Source organism: Sorangium sp. So ce281 (genome assembly GCF_051527395.1).
Lineage (GTDB): Bacteria > Myxococcota_A > Polyangia > Polyangiales > Polyangiaceae > Sorangium > Sorangium cellulosum_B.
The window spans coordinates 11,942,248-11,959,450 of the sequence record NZ_CP150322.1 but is presented as its reverse complement, the minus strand read 5'-3'; the positions used below and the strand labels follow the sequence as shown (position 1 = coordinate 11,959,450).

Here is a 17,203-nt window from a genome sequence, read left to right as displayed (position 1 = left end):
CGGAGCCGTCTCGAGCGCCGCGCGGACACTCAGGTGAACATTCTCGATGATGGAGTACTCGATGACACGAATGAAGCTTCTTGGACTGTTGATGGCCGGACTCTCGCTCGTGGCGTGCGGCGATGACGAGGCAGGCAATGGGGGCGAGACCGGCGGCAACACCAGCGGCGGGGGCGATCTCGACGGCAAGCAGCTCGACGAGCTGACGGCCGCGGAGTCCCAGCAGGTGTGCGCGGACCTCGCAGGGTCGATCGAGCTGTCGAAGGAGGACTCGTGCGAGGTCATCGGGCTGGGCAACACCATCCTCGGGGGGGATTGCGAGACCTTCAAGGAGCAGTGCATCAGCGCGCCGGAGGATCCCGAGTCGATCGGTTCGTGCGATCCGTCCGAGTTCGCGGGGTGCACCGCCACGGTCGCAGAGATGAAGGCCTGTATGACCGCAATGACGAGCGCCATGAGAGCGCTCACGTGTGAATCGAGCATTGCGGACCTGGCGCAGCAGCCCGCCGCGTGCGCGGTCGTCAACGAGAAGTGCCCGGAGCTCGGCGAAGGCGAGGGCGAGGGCGAGGGCTCCTGAGGTCGCCGCTCGCCCAGGCGTGACACGCAAGGCCGACGCGGCGATCCGGATGGGGACGCCGCCCGAGAGCGCGAAGCGTTGGTATCGTCGAGGCGACGGGGCGCCTGCGGGTCCTGAACGGCCAGGAACGCACCTTCCTTGTCAAGGAGAGCTCGAATGAGACGGATGACGCTTCTCGAGGTCCTGGCGGCTGGGCTCGCGCTCGCGGCGTGCGTTGACGATGGGGGCGAGACCGCAAGCGCCCTCGACGAGAACCTGCAGCTCGGCGAGCTGACGACCGAAGAGGCCACCCAATTGTGCGACGATCTCAAAGAGCCGATGAAGCTCGCGAAAGCAGACCAGTGCGATCTCATCGGACTGCTCAACTCCTCTGAGATAGAGGAATGCGTGGCCATCTGGCGGGCGTGCCTCATCTCTGCCAATGAACCTCTGACGTCGACCAGGTGCTTCACGTACGACTTCGTGGGGTGCACCGTCACGGTCGCGGAGGCCAAGACCTGCCTGATCGCCATGGCCGGCACCCTCAAGGCGCTCTCGTGCGGGTCCAGCCTCGACCTCTTGCAGCCGCCTCCGGAGTGCGCGGGCGTCCGCGCGATCTGCCCGTCGATCCTCGAAAACGGCGAAGGCTTCTGAGGTCACCCCTCGCCCGCTTACCGGCCGCCCGGCCGCGCTCGATCTGACGGCACGCCCGGCGTCAGCCCGGCGTCACCGCATCCCCTCGCGCCCATGCCTTCGGTCGCCGAGCGCGAGCGTGAGCTGTCGCGGCGCCTCGCATCCTACATCCGAGCACCTGCAGCGGCCCACGCCCGGATCCGCGCCGGCCGAGCATCCCGGAGCTTGACAGGTGACCGTTTGGTAACATATCAAGGAGGTGACGGACGACGATCGCGTCTTCAAGGCGCTGGCCGATCCCACCCGGCGCTCCCTCCTCGACCGGCTCTTCGCGCGTGACGGCCTCACGCTCACGGAGCTCGAGTCCGGGCTCGAGATGTCGCGGTTCGGCGTGATGAAGCACCTTCGGGTGCTCGAAGCCGCGGGGCTCGTCGTCACGGTTCGATCGGGCCGGAAGAAGCTTCACTACCTGAACCCGGTCCCCATTCGCCAGATCCACGATCGTTGGATCGACAAGTACACCGAGGGGCGCATTTCGGCGCTCGTTGATCTGAAGAGACAACTGGAGAAGAACAATGACGACGAAGAGTGAGAAGCCGGTCCACATTTACCGAGTCCACATCAAGGCGACGCCCGAGGCCGTCTGGGATGCGATCACGAAGCCCGAGTGGATCGAGAGGTACGGTTACTGCGCCCGCGCGGAGTACGATCTGCGCCCCGGCGGCAAATACCAGGCGTTCGCGAACACGGAGATGGCCCAGCACGGCGGCCCCAACGTGATCATCGATGGAGAGGTCATCGAGGCCGATCCCCCGCGAAAGCTCGTTCAGACGTGGCGCATCCTCTGGGATCCCGAGATGAAGGAGGAAGGCTTCAGGCGACTTACCTGGGAGATCGAGGTGAGCCCCTACGGCATCACGTCGCTGACCGTGACGCACGAGGTCGGCGACGCGCCCAAGACGGCTGCCATCACCTCGGGCGCGATCAAGGAAGCCGGCGGTGGCTGGAGCTACATCCTGAGCGATCTGAAGACGCTGCTCGAGACAGGCAAGACGCTCTCGGCAGCTTGAGCCCCCACGACGCGGCATCCACATCCAGGCGCCGGCGTGGATGCCGCGGGCTCGGGCCCCGCGCGGGTGGAGCGCCACCGCGGTCCGTGCCTCGAGCGCTGCAGCACGCGTCCGGACAGCCGATCGCGCCGTCCGCCTGCGTCACCTGGCGCGGGCCCAGCGCCAGAGCTCGCGGAGGGTCGGCGTCGATCCATGGGAGAGGACGCCTCTCCGGAAGATCCTTGCAGCGACCCAGACGAAGAGCAGCACGGTCGCGCCGGTGCCGCCGATGGCGACGAGGATCTGCCAGAGCGGCGGCTCGGAGACGAGGACCCGGACGAACATCACCATCGGCGCGTAGATCGGGATCATCGAGAGCACGACGGCGAGCGTCGAGCCGGGGTGACCGGCGATCACCACGAGGAAGAACGGCGGCGCGGAGAGCGCCATCGAGATCGGGCTCATCAGCTGCTGCGCGGCCTTCTCGGAGCTCGCGGCCGCGCCCCCGACGGCATAGACAGCCACGTTCACGAGGTATCCCAGGAGAAAGAACACGACGAAGTACACGGCGACCATGGGACGAAGCAGGGTCTCGGCGTCGATGAGGCGCGGGCCTCCCAGCGCGCCGACCGCGACGCCCGCGACAGCCGCCATCCCTAGCCACACGAGGATCTGCGTGAGGCCGGCGGCGGCGAGGCCGAGGATCCTCCCGGACAGGAGCTCGAACGGGGTCACCGAGGAGAGGAGGATCTCCATGATCCGGTCCGACTTCTCCTGCACGATGCGGCGCAAGATCTCGCGACCATTCAAGAGGATCGCGACGAAGAGCAGGCCGCCGAAGCCGAAGGCGACGAGCAGGTCGAGGTCGCCGCCGGGGCCCCCGGGGCCGCGCGAGGAGAGAGGCGCCGGATCGAACGCAGGAGGCGACAGGAGGCCCTCGATCTCGGCGGCGTCGTGGCCGCGCGCCGTCCACCGCGCCACGGCGACGCCGCGCGCCACCACCGCCGCGGCGTGCTCGACGGCATCGAGGTCAGCCCCCGCCGCGTACAGCGCGCCCCGCGCGCCGGGGTCCTCGAGCATCGCGGGCGGGAGCACCACGACGCCGTCCACGCCGTGCCCTCCCGTCTCGACGCCCGCCCTCGCGCCGTCGAGCAGCGCCGCGACGGCCGCGCTCGTGGCGGCGGCGTCCCCGGGGGCCACGTAGGTGAGCCGCAGCCGGGCGGCCCCCGGGAGCACCGCGCCGCCCATCGCGGCGCCGAGCGACCTCGCGGAGGACCGCGCCGATGCCTCCTCGTCGAGGCTCGCGGAGGCGGCCTCCACGACCCCGCGGAGCCGGCCTGTCCCGTCGACAACGACGACCGAGCGATCGCCGGCGCCGACGGCGACGATGAGCGCAGGGAGCAGGCCCACCGCCGCGAAGAGGACCGGCAGGAGGAGCGTCGTGAGGGCGAAGGACGCGGTCTTCACCGAGGCGACGTACTCGCGCTTCAGCACGACGAGGATGCGGCTCACGATGCCTCCAGCGGCGCGCCGCGGGCCGCGCGCGCCCTGTGGGCGAGCGGCGGCGGGGCGCCCTCGCCGACGACGCGAGAGAAGATCTCGCCGAGCGACGGCGACGAGACCTCGAACCGCCGCACATGGAGGCGCGAGAGCGCCGCCGAGAGCGCCCGCTGCGCGTCGCCGGCGTCGCGCAGCACGAGCTCCGCGACGCCGGCCTCGATCCGCGCGCTCACCACGCCGTCGACGCCGAGGAGGAAGGTCCCGTCGCCGTCGAACTCGATCCGCGCTGTGTTGCCGGCGAACGACGCCTTCACCTCGCCGACGGGCCCCGAAAGGACGACGCGCCCCCGATCGACGACGACCACGTGGTCGGCCAGGCTCTCGGCGAGCGGCATGACGTGGGTCGAGAGCAACAGGGTCTTTCCGGCGGCGCGGAGCTCCCCGAAGAGCCGCTTCACGACCACGGCGTTGACGGGATCGAGGCCCGACATGGGCTCGTCGAGGACGAGGATCTCCGGGTCGTGGACGAGCGCGCCGCAGAGCTGCACCTTCTGCTGGTTGCCCTTCGACAGCGTCTCGATCCGCGCGCGCGCGACGTGCGTGAGCTCGAGCGACCGGAGGAGCCGCGCGGCGCTCTCGCGCGCGCGGCGCGGGCGGACGCCCTTGAGCTCGCCGAGGAAGGCCAGGTGCTCGGCGACCGGCATCTGCTTGTACAGGCCTCGCTCCTCCGGGAGGTACCCGACGCGATCGCGGATCGCGACGCTGTCGCTCCTGCCGCCGAGGACCTCGACCGCGCCCTCGTCGGGGACGAGGATGCCTGTCACGAGGCGCATCGTCGTCGTCTTCCCCGCGCCGTTCCGGCCGAGGAGCGCGGTGGCGCCGCCGCGCCGCACCTCGAACGACACGGCGTCGACGGCCCGGCGCGACGCGAAGACCTTCGTCGCCCCGCGGAGCGCGATCGCGGGCGTCATCGGCGCTCCGGGGCCGAGGCGCCCGCGGCGCGGTCGCCGGGCGCGGCGCGGCGATAACACACCTCGCGCAGCGCCACGCGCTTGAACTCGTCCGCGTCGGCGAAGCCGGCGGAGCGCAGCGCGCCCGCCGGATCGGGCGGCACGGGCGCGCCAAGGCATCGCTCGAAATACCACCGGACCAGGTCGCCTTCGGCCATCCCGGCGTCGGAGAAGGCGGGGTTCGAGAGGCCGAGCTCGGCGAGGCGCTGCTGCTTGTCGCGGGCCCGAGAGAGCAGCTCCGCGTACTCGCCGGAGACCGAGAGGTGGTCGCGGACGTGGCCTTGCGCCACCTCGTCGACCGCCTTCTCGACCCAGCCGATGAGCGCCTCGTCACGGAGCAGCCGCGTCAGCTCGCCCCAGCCGACGCTGAACCGACCCATCCACGCCTTCACGTCGTCCGGCTCGTAGAGCCGCCGCTCGCGGCGGAAGGCGTCGGACGTCCGCTCCAGCGCGGCGTTGTCCACGGTGAGGCCGCGCCGCTCGGCCTCCTGCAGCGCGAGGTACCGGAGCATGGCCCCGCGCTTCGCCCGGCCGTAAGCCGCCGCGTCGAGCCGGAGCTCGTCCAGGATGCCGTCGAGGGCGACCGTCTCGTACGGCGACGGGTCGCCGGCGCTCGGGCGCTCCGCGGCGACCATCTCGCCGGCGGCCTGCTCGGCGCGGCACCAGAACTCGGTGACCTCGAACCTGTACGTGACGGTCTTCAGCGAGAAGCCCGCCTCGGCGCGCGCGCGGAGGTGCCGGAGCAGCGCGATCGCGTCGTCGCGCTTCTGGTGGACGCGCCCCTTCGGGAGGAAGTCGCGCAGCGACGCGAGCTCGCTCTGCGGGACGCCGTGGCGGGACGCGGCGTCGAGGATCACGGGATAGACGCGGTCGGGATAGTAAAGAGACTTCGCGATCGCCGTGAGCGCGTCGCGCGTGGCGGCGGTGATCACGCCCGCGGCCGCGGCGGCGTCGAACGTCCTGCGGAGGTTGACCATCGCCTCGGAGCCGGCGCGAAAGCCGCTGTCCGCGGGGCCGTGGACGACGGCCACCTCGTCGTCATCCTCGAGGAGGCCGTCGCGGTACGCCTCGAAGATGGCGCCCACGCCTTCCATGCCGAAGGCGGAGAGCTCGGCGGCGCGCAGCGCCCCCATGCTGGAGCTCCCGAAGACGTGGATGCCCTGCGCCATCGCGAAGAGGATCTCCTTGTGCCAGACCGCCGGGACCCGCTCGAAGTAGCCGTCGATGATCGCGATGGCGCTCGGGCGCTTGGCGCATGCCCGGTAGACGTCGCCCTGCGAGACCGGCGGCAGATAGACGGCGTCGAGCTCCGCCCGCGCGGCCTCGAGCGAGAGGGTCGGACCGAGGAAGACGATGATGCTCATACGATCTCCTTCAGGCTCGCCGCGCTCCGGCGCTCGAGCGCGCGGCGGAACCGGCGGCCAGGGATGTAGTTGGGGAACGAGTGGATCCCTTCGAGCCCGGGGATAACGACCTTGACGACGGGGATGCCGAACTCCGGCTTCGTGAGATCGAAGGCGACGACGCTGTCGATCCCGACGGCGCGCAGCCGCTCGATCTGCCAGGCGACGTCGTCCTCGAACGTGTCCCCCGCGAACGTCGGCCCCGCGGAGAACGGGCGCTCTCCGCGCGCCGTCAGCAGCTGGCGGAGGTGCCGGACCTGATCGGGGCTCCGGTGGCGGTCGTACTCGGTCCGGAGGAGGTCGTCGCGCGCGCCCGAGATGACCGTGAGCCGGGTCTGGGCGGCCTCGGTGAGGGCGCGCAGCAGCGCGACGGCGCGCGACGGATGGCAGCCTTGCCCGCCGGAGCCGTGGAGCGCCCGGACGGCGTCCTCCGTCCGCTCGGCGATCAGGCACTCGTACGAGGGGATGCCGACGTCGGAGGTGGTCTCCCACGCGCCGACGGCGATCCCGGCGGCCGAGAATTTCGCGAGCACCTCGCGGCAGCCGGGATCATCGATGCTGTCGAGATCGAGCCGCCTCGCGTCCCGCTCGTCGTCGGTGAGGGCCCCCCACACGGCCGTGGCGTCGCGCTCGACCACCTCGCAGATACCGTAGCTCACCGCCTCGAGGAGCCCGTTTCCCGACGAGAGCCCGTTGGTCGAGCAGCAGAAGATACCCGGGTTGACGCGGCCCGTCGCGGTGGCGTTGACGTGCACCAGCTCGTAGGGGACCCACACGGGGGCGCCGCGCAGGAGGTCGTAGCCCTCGGCCCACAGGAGCGGGGTGTCCTCGTCGAGCGGCACGCTCGAGGTCCGCGGCAGCGCGGAGACGTCGGCGATCGCGTGGGAGCGCGAGAGCTCGCGAGAGGAGCCGAGGAGCAGCGGCCGGACGATGTTCTCGCCGTGATAGGCCTCGATCGACTCCATCAGCCCCGAGACCTTCGCCGCCGCGAGCGTCAGCCCCTTTCCCTGGCTGACCGAGAGAGAGCGCGAGTTGGGGCGGCAGACGACGACGACCGGTATCCCGATCGCGTCGAGCCCCGTGACGTTGGCGATCCGCGTGATCCCCATCGCCGGCATGAAGCCCTTGATCCGATCGAAGGTCTCCTCGGGCGAGGCCGCGCGGTGGGTGCCGTTCATGAAGCGCTTCTTCTCGGGGCCCGAGAGCCCCGGCATGGGCGGAAGCTTGGTCTGAGTCTCCACGATGCGTCTCCTTCGCTCTGCGCCCGTGGTGGCGGGCGCGGCTCGAGTTCGTTCAGGGGCTTTGCAAACCGAGGACCACCGGCATGTCGCGGCGGCCGTCGCCGCGGCAGGCGTCGCGCCGCGCGCGGGCGATGGCCGTGACGAGCCGCAGCTCCTCCGGCGGCACGCCCGGGGCGAGCTCCGCGGCGCGCGCGAGCGCGGCCGCCCTGCCGGCGTCGTCCCCCGCGGCGGCGGCGACGTCGGCCTCGAGGTGCGCCGCGGCGAGCGCGAGCAGGGGCGCGCTCCGCGGGGCGGCCCCCCCGAGCGCGGCGAGGCGCGCGCGCAGGCGATCGAGGTGCGCCCCCGCCGCGCCGGCCTCCCCGCGCGCGAGGGCCGACTCGGCGCGCGCGTAGAGCACGGCGAGCTCGCCGTAGGGCGAGCGCCACACGCGGGCGCGCGCGGGCCGGGCGCCGTCGAGCCACGCGCGGACCGGGGCCGCGTCGCGGCGCGCGAGGCCGAGCGAGATCGCGTTCTGCGCGGCGAGCGACGCGAGGTCGAAGAGGCCGATCCACGCCGCGTGGCAGGCCGCGATCTCGAAGAGCGCCGCCGCCTCGGCGAGCTCGCCCGCGGCCGCGACGCTGCTCGCGAGGCGCACGCGCACCATGAGAGCGCGGCGGAAATCGGCGAGCTCCTCGGCGAAGGCGAGCGCCCGGCGCTGGTGCGCGAGGCCGCGCCCGTGCTCGCCGCTGGCCGCGTGCGCGGCGCCGCGCCACGCGTGCGCGGCGGCGAGGCACTGCGGCGGCGCGTCGCCGCGCGGCGCGGCGAGCAGGGCGTCGAGCCGCGCCTCGTGCTCGGCGCGGCGCTCGTCGGTGGCGCACGCGAGCGCGGCGTCGAGCTCCGCCCAGCAGCGCTCCGCGGCGGACGCGCCGGACGTGAAGCGCCGCAGAGCGACCTCGTCCCGGAGCGCGTCGAGCGCGGCGGTCTCGCCCAGGTTGTGGAGCGCGGCCAGGAGGACGCGCCGCGCGAGCGCGCGGCGGCGCTCCGGGAGGCCGAGGCGGAGCGCCGCCTCCGCCGCCTGCCGCGCGAGGGCGGGGCGCGACATGCGGAGCATCGTCCTCGCGAGCGCAACGAGCGCGTCGGCCCGCGCCTCGGGAGAGAGGCCGGGCGACGCCAGGGCGTCGCCGAGGATCGCGGCGGCCTCGTGCAGCGCGCCGGCGCGGCAGAACGCTTCGCCCCGGGCGACCGTCGCGGGCCCCGGCGTCGCCGCGGGGGCGGCCGCTTCGCCTTCGAGCGCGGGCGCGGGCGCGACGCGGAGGAGCCCCGGGCCCTCCTCGATCTCGGCCACGATCGCGGCCCACCCGGGGCTCGGGCGCCCGCTCGCGGTGAGGACGAGGGCGAGCGGCTCCGCCTCCAGGGCGCGCGCGAGGAACGCGACGGCGTGCTGCGTGTCGGCGTCGACGCCGTCGACGCCGCTGAGGACGAGCACCGTGGGCTCGAGCGTGTGCTCCGCGAGGAAGCTGCGGAGCGCCTCGGCCACGGAAGCCGGGTCGGGCGGCAGCGGGCACTCCGGCGCGTCGTGCGCGGCCTCGATGCGGCCGAGGGCGGCGAGGAGCGCGCCGCCCGCCGGGTGGGCGTCCGCGAGGGCGCGCAGCAGCGCGAAGGGCGCGGACATGCCGCCGGCGGGCGCGGCGGGCGCGATGAACCGGAGGCCGTCGCGGCGGGCCGCGTCGCGGAGCGCGTCGAGCGCGGCGCCTTCGCCGGGGTCGAGGAGCGCGGTGACGGGCCGGCGCTCCTCGGCCGCGCGGGCGAGGCGCTGCCACGCCTCGCCCGGCGAGACGCCCGGCGGGCGAGCCCGGGGCGGCTCGTGCGGGGCGCCTGCCTCGGCGAGCGCGTCGGCCACCCACACCTCGAAGGCGAGCGTGAGCCCGAGGCGGTTATGGAACGTGTGGGCGAGGTTGGTCACGACGGTCGCCAGCGGCACGCCGAGCGCTCCGCGCCGCGACGCCTCGGCGAGCTCGGGCAGATCGGCGTCGAACGCGGTGAGGAGCGCGCGCTCGCCGTCGACGAGCTCGCCGAGCGCGGCGAGCCCCTCTCCCCGCACGAGCGCGCGCACCAGCGCGACCGACTCGGCGTCCGGCGCTGCACAGGCGAGCTCCGTGCCCGAGATCGCGCGGGCGAACGTGCGCCAGTGCCGCGCGTACCCCGCGAGGAACGACCGCCGCGCGCCGCCCGCGACGCCCGCGCGCGCGAGCAGCGCGTCGAGCGCGCACGCCGCGACGAGGGCGCGCGCCCGCGGTCGCCCCGCCGTCTTGCGGACGCAGCGGAGCGCGAACCTGCTCGACGCGAAGAACTGCCGCTCCGCGATCTCCATCCCCGCGGGCCCTCCGTGCTTCTCGAGCTCCGGCTCGTACGCGGCGGCCTCCGTGCGCGACACGGCGGCGCAGCACGCCGCCGCGGCGTCCACGCGCGCCGCCACGTCGACGGGGTCGCGCCCGGGCGCCACGCGCACACGCAGCCGCAGGTGGTCGCCTCCCTCGGCGTACCGGAGGAAGAAGAAGCGATCGATCGCGCCGCGCTGCTCGAGCTCGGACACGAGCGGATCGATCAGGTCGAGGAGGAGCGCGTCGGTCCCCTCGCCCTCGGGGCCCCGATCGTGGAACAACTTCCGGTAGATCCAGCTCATCGCGCGCTCCTCTCGGCGTCGATCTCGACAAGCAGCTCCGCCGCGTGCGGCCTCCCGTCGAGGCGCAGCCACGACGCCTCGGGCTCCGGCAGGAGCTCGGTGAAGACGAGGTACCCGCTCCTCCCGTCGCCGGGACCGCCGAGCAGGCGAGCCAGCCCGATCAGCGTGAACGGGCTCTCCCAGTCGACGTACATGTTCGTCTCGGTGAAGCCGTAGCCGGCCGCCTCCGGCCCGACGTACCGGGCGAACCCCCGGCTCGGGAGATCGAGCTCGCGCCGCAGGCGCGCGATCGCGCGGAAGTACGACGCGTACGGCTGCTTCGGCTCCTTGCGCGGGATCGCGCTCACCGGGATCGCCCACCGCGCGCGCTCCACCACGACGCGACCGACCGTGAGGCGCGGGCGCCGCGGGGCCAGCGCGGCGCCACGGGCCAGATCGAGGCGATCGAGCACGTTGTAGAGATCCGCCCGCTCCGCCACCGTGTCGTCGCGGAGCCGCGGCGAGAGCGCGCGGAGCAGGAAGTGCGGATCGGGGAGCGCGGCGTCCCGCAGGAAGCCGAGGTGGATCGGCTCGATCTCGCGGCCGAGGCGCCGCGATCGCAGCCGGAGCTCGACCGCCGCCGCGTCGAAGCGGAGGGAGAGATCGCGGAGCGGCAGGACCTTGTCGCCGGGCGCGCCCGGCTCCCACGGGAGCTCGAGCGCCCACTCGGTGAGGCGCGGGTGCACCTGGAAGTTGAGGCCGAGCGTGGGCGAAAGCTCGACGGGCAGCGGGCCGTCCTCCTGCGCCAGGCGGCGGCGGATCGCCTCGAGGGCCTCGGGGGCGCGCCCCGCGGCGTCCGAGAGGTAGCGCGACAGGTACTTCGCGCGCCCGGCCTGCGCGCCGTTGAGCACGACGCGCGGCTCTCCGCCGTCGCGCGGGCAGGGAGGCGCGATCTGGAGGAAGAGCGCCATCGACGACGGCGCGTCCGGGGCGGCGAGCCCCTCGAAGAGCCCTGGATCGAGGCGCACGACGTCGCCCGTCGCCGCGGCGGCGACGCGGCCGAGCTCCGCGTCGATCCAGCGGATCGGCTCGGACGCGCCGCGGATGAGCGCGACGCGCCGCGGGTCCTCGAGGATCTCGGTCACGAAGCCGCCGACGTCGTCGCAGACGCCGTCACGACCGAACCGCTCGACGAACGCCGCGCAGAGCCTGCGGTGCGCGGCCCCGCAGGCGCTCGCGCGCACGAAGCGCGCGACCGGCGCGAGCGCCGCGGCGAGCGCCCCGCGCGGGACAGGGAGCTCCGCGCCGAAGGCGCCGTCCACCATGACGTCCTCGAGCACGGCCGAGCGCCCGCGGCCGCGGCCGAGCTCGGCGGCGAGGCGCGCGCGCGCCTCGACGCCGGCGGTCGCGTAGTCTTCGAGGCGCCGCGCGACCGAGCGGAGCTCGTCCGGCGCGCCCGCGCACCCGATCTCGCCGAGGGCGTCCGCCGCGGCGCGCAGCGCCGCAGGGGTCGGCCCCATCGGGACGCTCGCCGGCTCGAGCATGCCCGCCTCGACGAGCTGCTCGAGGACGTCGCGGCACGCTCGCTCGTCGGCGCCGTCCGACGCGAGCGCCCGGGCGGCGTCCTCGAGCGTGCGCCCCTCGGCGCCCTCGACGAGGCGAGCGACGGCGGGGGTCCACCCGAGCGACATCAGCTCGCCCGACCCGGCGCGCGAGAACACGACCGACGGCGCGGCGCCCGCCGCGAAGCGCCGGAGCGGGTTCATCCGGAGCGGCAGGCGCGCGCGCGCGTGGGCGTGAGCCGCCGGCTGAGAAGACGACATCGCGCGCGCGACGAGCTCCCCGGCGTGCGCGAGCGCGAGCTGCGGGAGGCTGCGCCACCGCGCCTCCTCGGACGCGCGCGGCACGCGCGGCGCGTCGCAGACACCCGGGGGCGACGCGGAGAGGTCGAGCAGCGCGACGCCCGCGAACCCCGCGAACGGCGTCGTCCGCGCCGTCGCGCGGAAGACGTAACGCGCGATCGTGGCCTCGCGGATCTGCTGCGCCGAGGTGAGCGGCGCGCCGCTCGGGATCTCCGAGATCTTCTGCGCCGTGGTACAATGGTCGGCGCTCGAGAGCAGGATCCCGCCGAGCAGGCGTGAGCTCCCGAGCGTCCGCCGGAAGCGCTCCGACGCGGCGATCCACTCCGCGGCGAACGTCGCCTCGTAGCGCTCCTCCAGCGCGGCGCGCCGGGCCGCGCGCGCGTCGACGAGCGCGAGCGCGGCGCGCGCCCCTTCCGGCGGCGCGGTCCTCGCGCCCTCGAGCGCGCCGGCCGCCACGGCCTTCCCGTTGAACAGCCGCCGCTTCACCTCGAGCGCCGCGCGGCGCAGCGCTTCGTCCTCGCACCCGCGCACGACGTCGAACATGCGCGCCGCCGCGTCCGCCCGCGCGGCCGCGAGCTCGAGCTCGGCCACGGCGAGCTCGCGCTCGACCGCGGGGCTCTCGCGAAGGCGGAGCCCTGCGAGCGCGTCGGCCGGCATCCCCGCGACGCGCAGCGCGCCCCACGGCGCGATCTGGAGCCCGCGGCTCATCGCGGCTGCCCTCCGCGAGGCGCCTCTCGGGAGGTCGGCTGGCGGTGCCCTCCGACGGCGAACGCGAAGAACGCCGTATGATCGCGGCCGTCGAGCCCGAGGACCTCGTCGACGACCGCGGGGGCGAAGCCGCCGGTCGCCGTGTAGGTGAGCCCGAGCGTCTCCGCGACGAGGTAAAGGCGGTCGGTCAGCCACCCCGCCGCGAACGCCGCGCCCCGGTAGCCGCGATCGCCGAACGCCACGAGCCACCGCCCGATCGGGACCACCAGGAAGAGCACCGCCGCGCCCGTGGCGTGCTCGCGCTGCAGGATCGCCGTCTCGGCCATCCGCGCGCGCAGCGCCGGGCCGATCGGCGCGAGGCGATGCTCGCCGCGGTCGTACCGGTGCGCGCCGGGCGGGACGCCGTCGACGTCGAAGACCACCGGAAACAGCAGCGGATCGAGCGTCGCGTCCGCGAGCCCTGCCGGCCGCGCCGCGGCGGCCGCGAGCAGCGTCCCGAGCGTCGCCGCGTCGATGGCGCCCGCCGAGAGCCTTCCGCTCCGCCGCGCGGCGATGACCGACGCGAGCGAGCGCTGGACCGGCTCGAGCGCGCGCGGCGCGGGCAGCGAGAGGGCGCGCTCCGCGTCCCCGGGCAGCGGCGACGGCGCGGCGAGCGCGGGCTCCGGCGACGGCCGCGTCTCGGGGTAGCGGCTCGCGACGACGAGCTCGGCGACGCCCCGCAGGGGCTGGGTCGCCGCGGCGAGCGTGGACGAGATCCTGTGATCAGCGAGAGACATCGCGGGCCTCCGTGGCTGCGCCCCTGAGCGCGATGAGGAGATGCGGTGCGAGATCGATGCCATCGACGCCGACCACGCGCGCGACGACCTCGTCGTCGAACGTCCAGACCGTCGTCGCCGCGAGGCCGAGCTCCTGGGCGAGGAGCTCCACGCGGTGGGCCATCAACCCGGCGTCGAGCAGCGCGTAGGTGTACCCGCGCGCGTAGTACTTGGAGCACGCGCGCGCGACCGAGCCGACGACGACGATCACGGCGCCCGCGGACTCCACGGCCGCGGCGTGCTCGGCGCTCCCGCCCGCCAGCACGGCGCGCGCGAGGGCGCCCGCGGCCACGCCGGCGCGGAGCGGCGCGAGCGCCCGCGCGGCGAGCTCGAACCGGTGGACGCCCGCCGCGATCCCGGGGACCCGCGCCGCGGCGACGTACGCCTCCGCCGAGCCGAGGTTCCCGGCCGACGCGGTGGTGCGACGCACGTGCGCCTCGCCCTCGGCGCGGCGCTCGACGCGCCCGCCGAAGCTCAGCTCGAGCAGCGCGCCGAGCGCGCCCGCGTCGAGCGTCCCCGTCGCGTCGCGCGGGCGCGACAGCGCGGCCCCCGCCGGCGCGCCGAACGCCGCGCCGAGCGGCGCGGCGACCTGCGCGCCGGCGCCCTCCGGAGGCCGCCGCGGCGACGGCGCGGCCGGCGTGCTCTGCAGCTTCCGCACCTCCGGGCTGATGTGCGCCTGCATCCCCGCGTGCTGGCCGATGTGCCACGGCTGGACGACCGTCGTGTTGTGGAACATCCGCGCGAGGCTCTCCGCGTGGCCGGACGAGAGCGTCGCCGTCCGCGGCGGCGCGTCGCCGCCGCAGAGCGGACAGCTGGGCAGCCTGGTCATGAAGGGGTGGAGCGCCGTCTCGCCGGCGCCGGGCCGCCACACCTCGACGTGCTCCAGCGGGGCGACCGCGAGCAGCCCGCTCGCGTGGAAGATCACGTGCTGCGCGACCCGGCTCACGAGCGCGCGCCCCCAGAGCGCGCGAAGCGCGCCGTCGTCGAGCGCCGGATCCGCCGCGGCAGCGCCGATCTGGAGCCGGACGCACGCCGGGCACGCGGACGCCCCGGGGATCGTGAGCGGCCCGATCGTCCACGTGCCGGGGTTCGCCGCGAGCATCGGGACGCGCGCCGCGATGCACGCGCGCGCCGCCGCCTCGAGCGCCCCCTGGTCGCTGATCACCACGGCCAGATCGACCTCGCCCTGCGCGAGCTCCCCGGCGCTCGCGGCGAGGCGGACGTCGGCGACGCCCGCCTCGCGGAGCATCGTCACGAGCATCCCCGCGAGCGGCGCGTCGCCGTCCCCCAGCGCGCGCACGCGCGCGCCTTCGAGCGCCCGCTGCGCTTCTCCCCGGCTGCGGTTGCGCCCGGTCCGGCGGAGGTACCTGCTGAAGAACGCGCGCTGCGCCCGGCGCGGCTCCTCGGCCTCGTCGGCCGCGGCGCCCTCGCCCTCCTCGAGCATGCCGTGCATGTGCATCAGGTGGATCGCGTCCCGCAGGTCGGAGGCGACGACGCCCGGAAACGCGGCCTCGACGTCGCCGACGGTGCGCGTCCCGTCGAGCAGCGGCACGAGGTTCTCCATCACCCACGGGAGCGACGCTCCCTGGATGATCTGCGCCTCGCCGCCGAGGACGTGGAGCTCTCCGCCCGGGAGCGTCACGCGGAGGAGATCCTCGACGAAGCGCGGGCGCTCCGGGCAGCGGAGCTCCCAGTACAGCTCGGCGAAGCGGCTGAGATCGCGGGCCTCGTAGGCATCATCGGGCGGGCTCATCGGTCACCTCCCACGCCGGACGATCCGGCGATCGCGAGCGGGTGCTCGGCGAAGTACCCCGCGAGCGACGCCTCGCGCCCCGCCGCGTGCTCGCCGGCGGCGCACCGCCCGCACAGCCCGACCCGGGCGAAGCGCCGCGCGCGGAGCGCGCCCGACGTGACGTCGCACTCCCAGAAGCGCCCCATGCGCGCGGCTCCGGCGCGGGGCGGCTCCGGCGCGCCGCGCTCCTTGGAGAGCGCGAGCGCCTCCGCGGCGAGCAGCGCCGCGGCCTGCTCGGTGACGGCCGCGAGCTCGCCCTGGAACCAGGGGCCAAGGTCGCCCGAGGCCCCGAGCGCCTCGAGGGCGTCGTGCGCCTCGAGGTCCAGCGCGACCGAGCGCACGCGCCGCGAGAAGCACGCGAAGCACGGCGTGCGGCCGGGGACGATCGACGGCCCGATCCGGAGCTCGTGCGCGAGCAGCGTGCCCGACGTCCAGGCGACGCGCGCCGCGAACGCCGCCGCGTCGAGCGCGAGCGCCGCCGCGGGCCGGGGGCGGTCGGTCGCGAGGACGATCACCGCGTCGGGCAGCGCCTCCGGCGCGCCCGCGCCCAGCGCCGACGTCGTGACCCGCGCCCCCGCGCCGGTCAGGAGCTCCGCGCAGCGGGCGCCGAGCTCTCCGTCACGGAGGACGTGCACCGCGGGCGCGCCGGCGGCGCGCTCCGAGGCCGGGCTCTCCTCAGGCGAACGGGATCGGATCATCGGTGATCGACTCCTCTGTGCGAGCGCCGTACCCGAGCCTCTCCGGCGCGTCGTACAGGCGGGGGTGCGCGAGGTACCGCGCGTGGTGGGTGAAGCTGATGGGCAGGAGCTCGGGCACGATCACCTTCACGACGACGATCCCGAAGTCGCGGACCTCGGGCATCGTCACGTCGACGGCGACCACCTCCATGCCGAGCGCGGCGAGCCGCGCGACGATCGCCGCGAGCGGGTCGTCGCCCTCGATCGGGCGGGGGAAGGCGGTCGCGACCGGCGCCTCGCGCGTGGCGAACGCGAACCGCGCCGGGCCGTCGGGTCCCGCGTAGAGGCGCCCGAACGACTCGGGGGTCTGATCGGCGTCGGCGAAGAACGACGCCCGGGTGACCGGCGGAGCGGGCTCGCTCAGCGCCACCCGCAGGCTCCCCACCTCTTCGAGGACGCGCGCCGCCGCGGCCTCGCCGTCGGGGCGGCAGGCGGCCATCGCGATCGCGTGCGGCGCGCTGTGCGCGCACGTCTGCACGGCGCCGATCACGGGGACGCCGACGTCGGTCGTGAGATCGAGCAGCGCCGTCTCCGTGCCCGCGGCCTCGGCGCTGCGGAGGAGCGCCGCGACGAGCGGGCTCCGCGCGCTCCCGGGCGCGATGCGCGGCATCCGGAGCTGGTGCAGCCAGAACAGCGCGAGGCTGTCGCGCTCGATCACCTCGCACAGGCCGGAGAGGATCGCCTGCCGGAAGCCCGCGCCCGCCGCGAACCCCGTCGAGAGCGGGAAGAGCGCGTGCTCGCGGATCGGCAGCGGCAGCCCCATGTACGTCGCCGTGAGCGGCACCCAGATCGGGCGCTCGTGGGTGAGCGAGAAGCCGCGCACCCAGAGCTCGTCGCGGTCCGGATCGGGCTCGCGCAGGCGGAAGGCCGACGGCGCGCGGGCCCGCTCGCGCGCAGAGCAGCGCGGCAGCCGCGCGGGGTCGAGCGCGCGATCGCCGAGCGAGCGCGGCGTCGCGCGCAGCACCCCCTCGGTCGGGTACATGACGCCGCAGTAGCGCTCGAGGGCCTCGCAGACGGCCCGGATCTGGGCCGTGGTCTCGTCGACGGCCGTGCCGGAGCCGGTGAGCGATCCGAGCTTCGAGCCCGTGCGGGACGGGCCCGGGTGGAGCGCCGCGGGCCTGCCGAGGAACGCGGTGAAGCCGTGCATCTGCCCCTCGAATCCGGGGGGAAAAATGAAACGCCGGACCCGGCGGATGATCCCGCAGCGCTCGTCGATGAGCGGCGCGAGGCGATCGATGAGCGAGATCTCCGGCATG

General features: G+C 74.9%; 14 protein-coding genes. 4 read left to right on the top strand and 10 right to left on the bottom strand.

The genetic code is table 11. From position 1 onward, the window contains the following. The first annotated feature begins 61 nt into the window (after positions 1–61). The 4 genes from WMF27_RS45890 (at position 62) to WMF27_RS45875 (ending at position 2,259) form a co-directional block, all read left to right on the top strand. The gene (locus WMF27_RS45890) at positions 62–577 is read left to right on the top strand and encodes a hypothetical protein (protein WP_437762554.1); all 516 of its coding nucleotides are present in this window, start codon (positions 62–64) and stop codon (positions 575–577) included. A gap of 165 nt (positions 578–742) precedes the next feature. Then, complete coding sequence (locus WMF27_RS45885; RefSeq protein WP_437762555.1) at positions 743–1,210, top strand: hypothetical protein; 468 nt, start codon at positions 743–745, stop codon at positions 1,208–1,210. 238 nt (positions 1,211–1,448) lie between these two features. Then, a complete protein-coding gene (locus tag WMF27_RS45880) occupies positions 1,449–1,781 on the top strand; it encodes an ArsR/SmtB family transcription factor (RefSeq protein WP_437762556.1) in 333 nt (110 codons plus the stop codon). Beyond that, positions 1,765–2,259 (top strand): SRPBCC family protein, encoded by a 495-nt coding sequence (locus tag WMF27_RS45875; RefSeq protein WP_437762557.1) that lies wholly within the window; start codon positions 1,765–1,767, stop codon positions 2,257–2,259. The genes WMF27_RS45880 and WMF27_RS45875 overlap by 17 nt, the downstream gene beginning before the upstream one ends. A gap of 141 nt (positions 2,260–2,400) precedes the next feature. Here WMF27_RS45875 and WMF27_RS45870 read toward each other — a convergent pair whose 3' ends face one another. Genes WMF27_RS45870 through WMF27_RS45825 form a run of 10 tightly spaced genes read right to left on the bottom strand, consistent with a single transcriptional unit; the run spans position 2,401 to position 17,202 of the window. Next, a complete protein-coding gene (locus WMF27_RS45870; RefSeq protein WP_437762558.1) occupies positions 2,401–3,750 on the bottom strand; it encodes an ABC transporter permease in 1,350 nt (449 codons plus the stop codon). Beyond that, positions 3,747–4,709: an ABC transporter ATP-binding protein gene (locus WMF27_RS45865; protein WP_437762559.1), complete on the bottom strand. Its 963-nt coding sequence runs from the start codon at positions 4,707–4,709 to the stop codon at positions 3,747–3,749. The genes WMF27_RS45870 and WMF27_RS45865 overlap by 4 nt, the downstream gene beginning before the upstream one ends. Then, entirely contained in the window at positions 4,706–6,112 is a 1,407-nt protein-coding gene (locus WMF27_RS45860) for a TfuA-like protein (RefSeq protein ID WP_437762560.1), read from the bottom strand. Before WMF27_RS45860 ends, WMF27_RS45865 begins: the two co-directional genes overlap by 4 nt. Next, positions 6,109–7,392: a YcaO-like family protein gene (locus tag WMF27_RS45855; protein ID WP_437762561.1), complete on the bottom strand. Its 1,284-nt coding sequence runs from the start codon at positions 7,390–7,392 to the stop codon at positions 6,109–6,111. The genes WMF27_RS45860 and WMF27_RS45855 overlap by 4 nt, the downstream gene beginning before the upstream one ends. Before the next feature lie 52 nt (positions 7,393–7,444). Continuing rightward, positions 7,445–10,054, bottom strand: coding sequence for a thiopeptide-type bacteriocin biosynthesis protein (locus WMF27_RS45850; RefSeq protein ID WP_437762562.1), 2,610 nt, complete (start codon positions 10,052–10,054; stop codon positions 7,445–7,447). Further along, on the bottom strand, positions 10,051–12,603 hold the full coding sequence (locus WMF27_RS45845; protein ID WP_437762563.1) for a lantibiotic dehydratase: 2,553 nt from the start codon (positions 12,601–12,603) through the stop codon (positions 10,051–10,053). The genes WMF27_RS45850 and WMF27_RS45845 overlap by 4 nt, the downstream gene beginning before the upstream one ends. Beyond that, positions 12,600–13,379 (bottom strand): nitroreductase family protein, encoded by a 780-nt coding sequence (locus WMF27_RS45840; RefSeq protein WP_437762564.1) that lies wholly within the window; start codon positions 13,377–13,379, stop codon positions 12,600–12,602. Before WMF27_RS45840 ends, WMF27_RS45845 begins: the two co-directional genes overlap by 4 nt. Then, entirely contained in the window at positions 13,366–15,171 is a 1,806-nt protein-coding gene (locus WMF27_RS45835; protein ID WP_437943684.1) for a SagB family peptide dehydrogenase, read from the bottom strand. Before WMF27_RS45835 ends, WMF27_RS45840 begins: the two co-directional genes overlap by 14 nt. Further along, positions 15,168–15,908, bottom strand: a complete 741-nt coding sequence (locus WMF27_RS45830) for a hypothetical protein (RefSeq protein ID WP_437943683.1) — start codon at positions 15,906–15,908, stop codon at positions 15,168–15,170. The genes WMF27_RS45835 and WMF27_RS45830 overlap by 4 nt, the downstream gene beginning before the upstream one ends. Then, the gene (locus tag WMF27_RS45825) at positions 15,886–17,202 is read right to left on the bottom strand and encodes a YcaO-like family protein (RefSeq protein WP_437943682.1); all 1,317 of its coding nucleotides are present in this window, start codon (positions 17,200–17,202) and stop codon (positions 15,886–15,888) included. Before WMF27_RS45825 ends, WMF27_RS45830 begins: the two co-directional genes overlap by 23 nt. Position 17,203 lies beyond the last annotated feature (1 nt).

Coding starts and splice junctions, on each gene's coding strand:
- WMF27_RS45835 (WP_437943684.1), bottom strand. CDS start 15,171: ATGAGCCCGCCCGATGATGCCTACGAGGCCCGCGATCTCAGCCGCTTC.
- WMF27_RS45860 (WP_437762560.1), bottom strand. CDS start 6,112: ATGAGCATCATCGTCTTCCTCGGTCCGACCCTCTCGCTCGAGGCCGCG.
- WMF27_RS45885 (WP_437762555.1), top strand. CDS start 743: ATGACGCTTCTCGAGGTCCTGGCGGCTGGGCTCGCGCTCGCGGCGTGC.
- WMF27_RS45875 (WP_437762557.1), top strand. CDS start 1,765: ATGACGACGAAGAGTGAGAAGCCGGTCCACATTTACCGAGTCCACATC.
- WMF27_RS45865 (WP_437762559.1), bottom strand. CDS start 4,709: ATGACGCCCGCGATCGCGCTCCGCGGGGCGACGAAGGTCTTCGCGTCG.
- WMF27_RS45825 (WP_437943682.1), bottom strand. CDS start 17,202: ATGCCGGAGATCTCGCTCATCGATCGCCTCGCGCCGCTCATCGACGAG.
- WMF27_RS45840 (WP_437762564.1), bottom strand. CDS start 13,379: ATGTCTCTCGCTGATCACAGGATCTCGTCCACGCTCGCCGCGGCGACC.
- WMF27_RS45890 (WP_437762554.1), top strand. CDS start 62: ATGACACGAATGAAGCTTCTTGGACTGTTGATGGCCGGACTCTCGCTC.
- WMF27_RS45845 (WP_437762563.1), bottom strand. CDS start 12,603: ATGAGCCGCGGGCTCCAGATCGCGCCGTGGGGCGCGCTGCGCGTCGCG.
- WMF27_RS45850 (WP_437762562.1), bottom strand. CDS start 10,054: ATGAGCTGGATCTACCGGAAGTTGTTCCACGATCGGGGCCCCGAGGGC.
- WMF27_RS45830 (WP_437943683.1), bottom strand. CDS start 15,908: ATGATCCGATCCCGTTCGCCTGAGGAGAGCCCGGCCTCGGAGCGCGCC.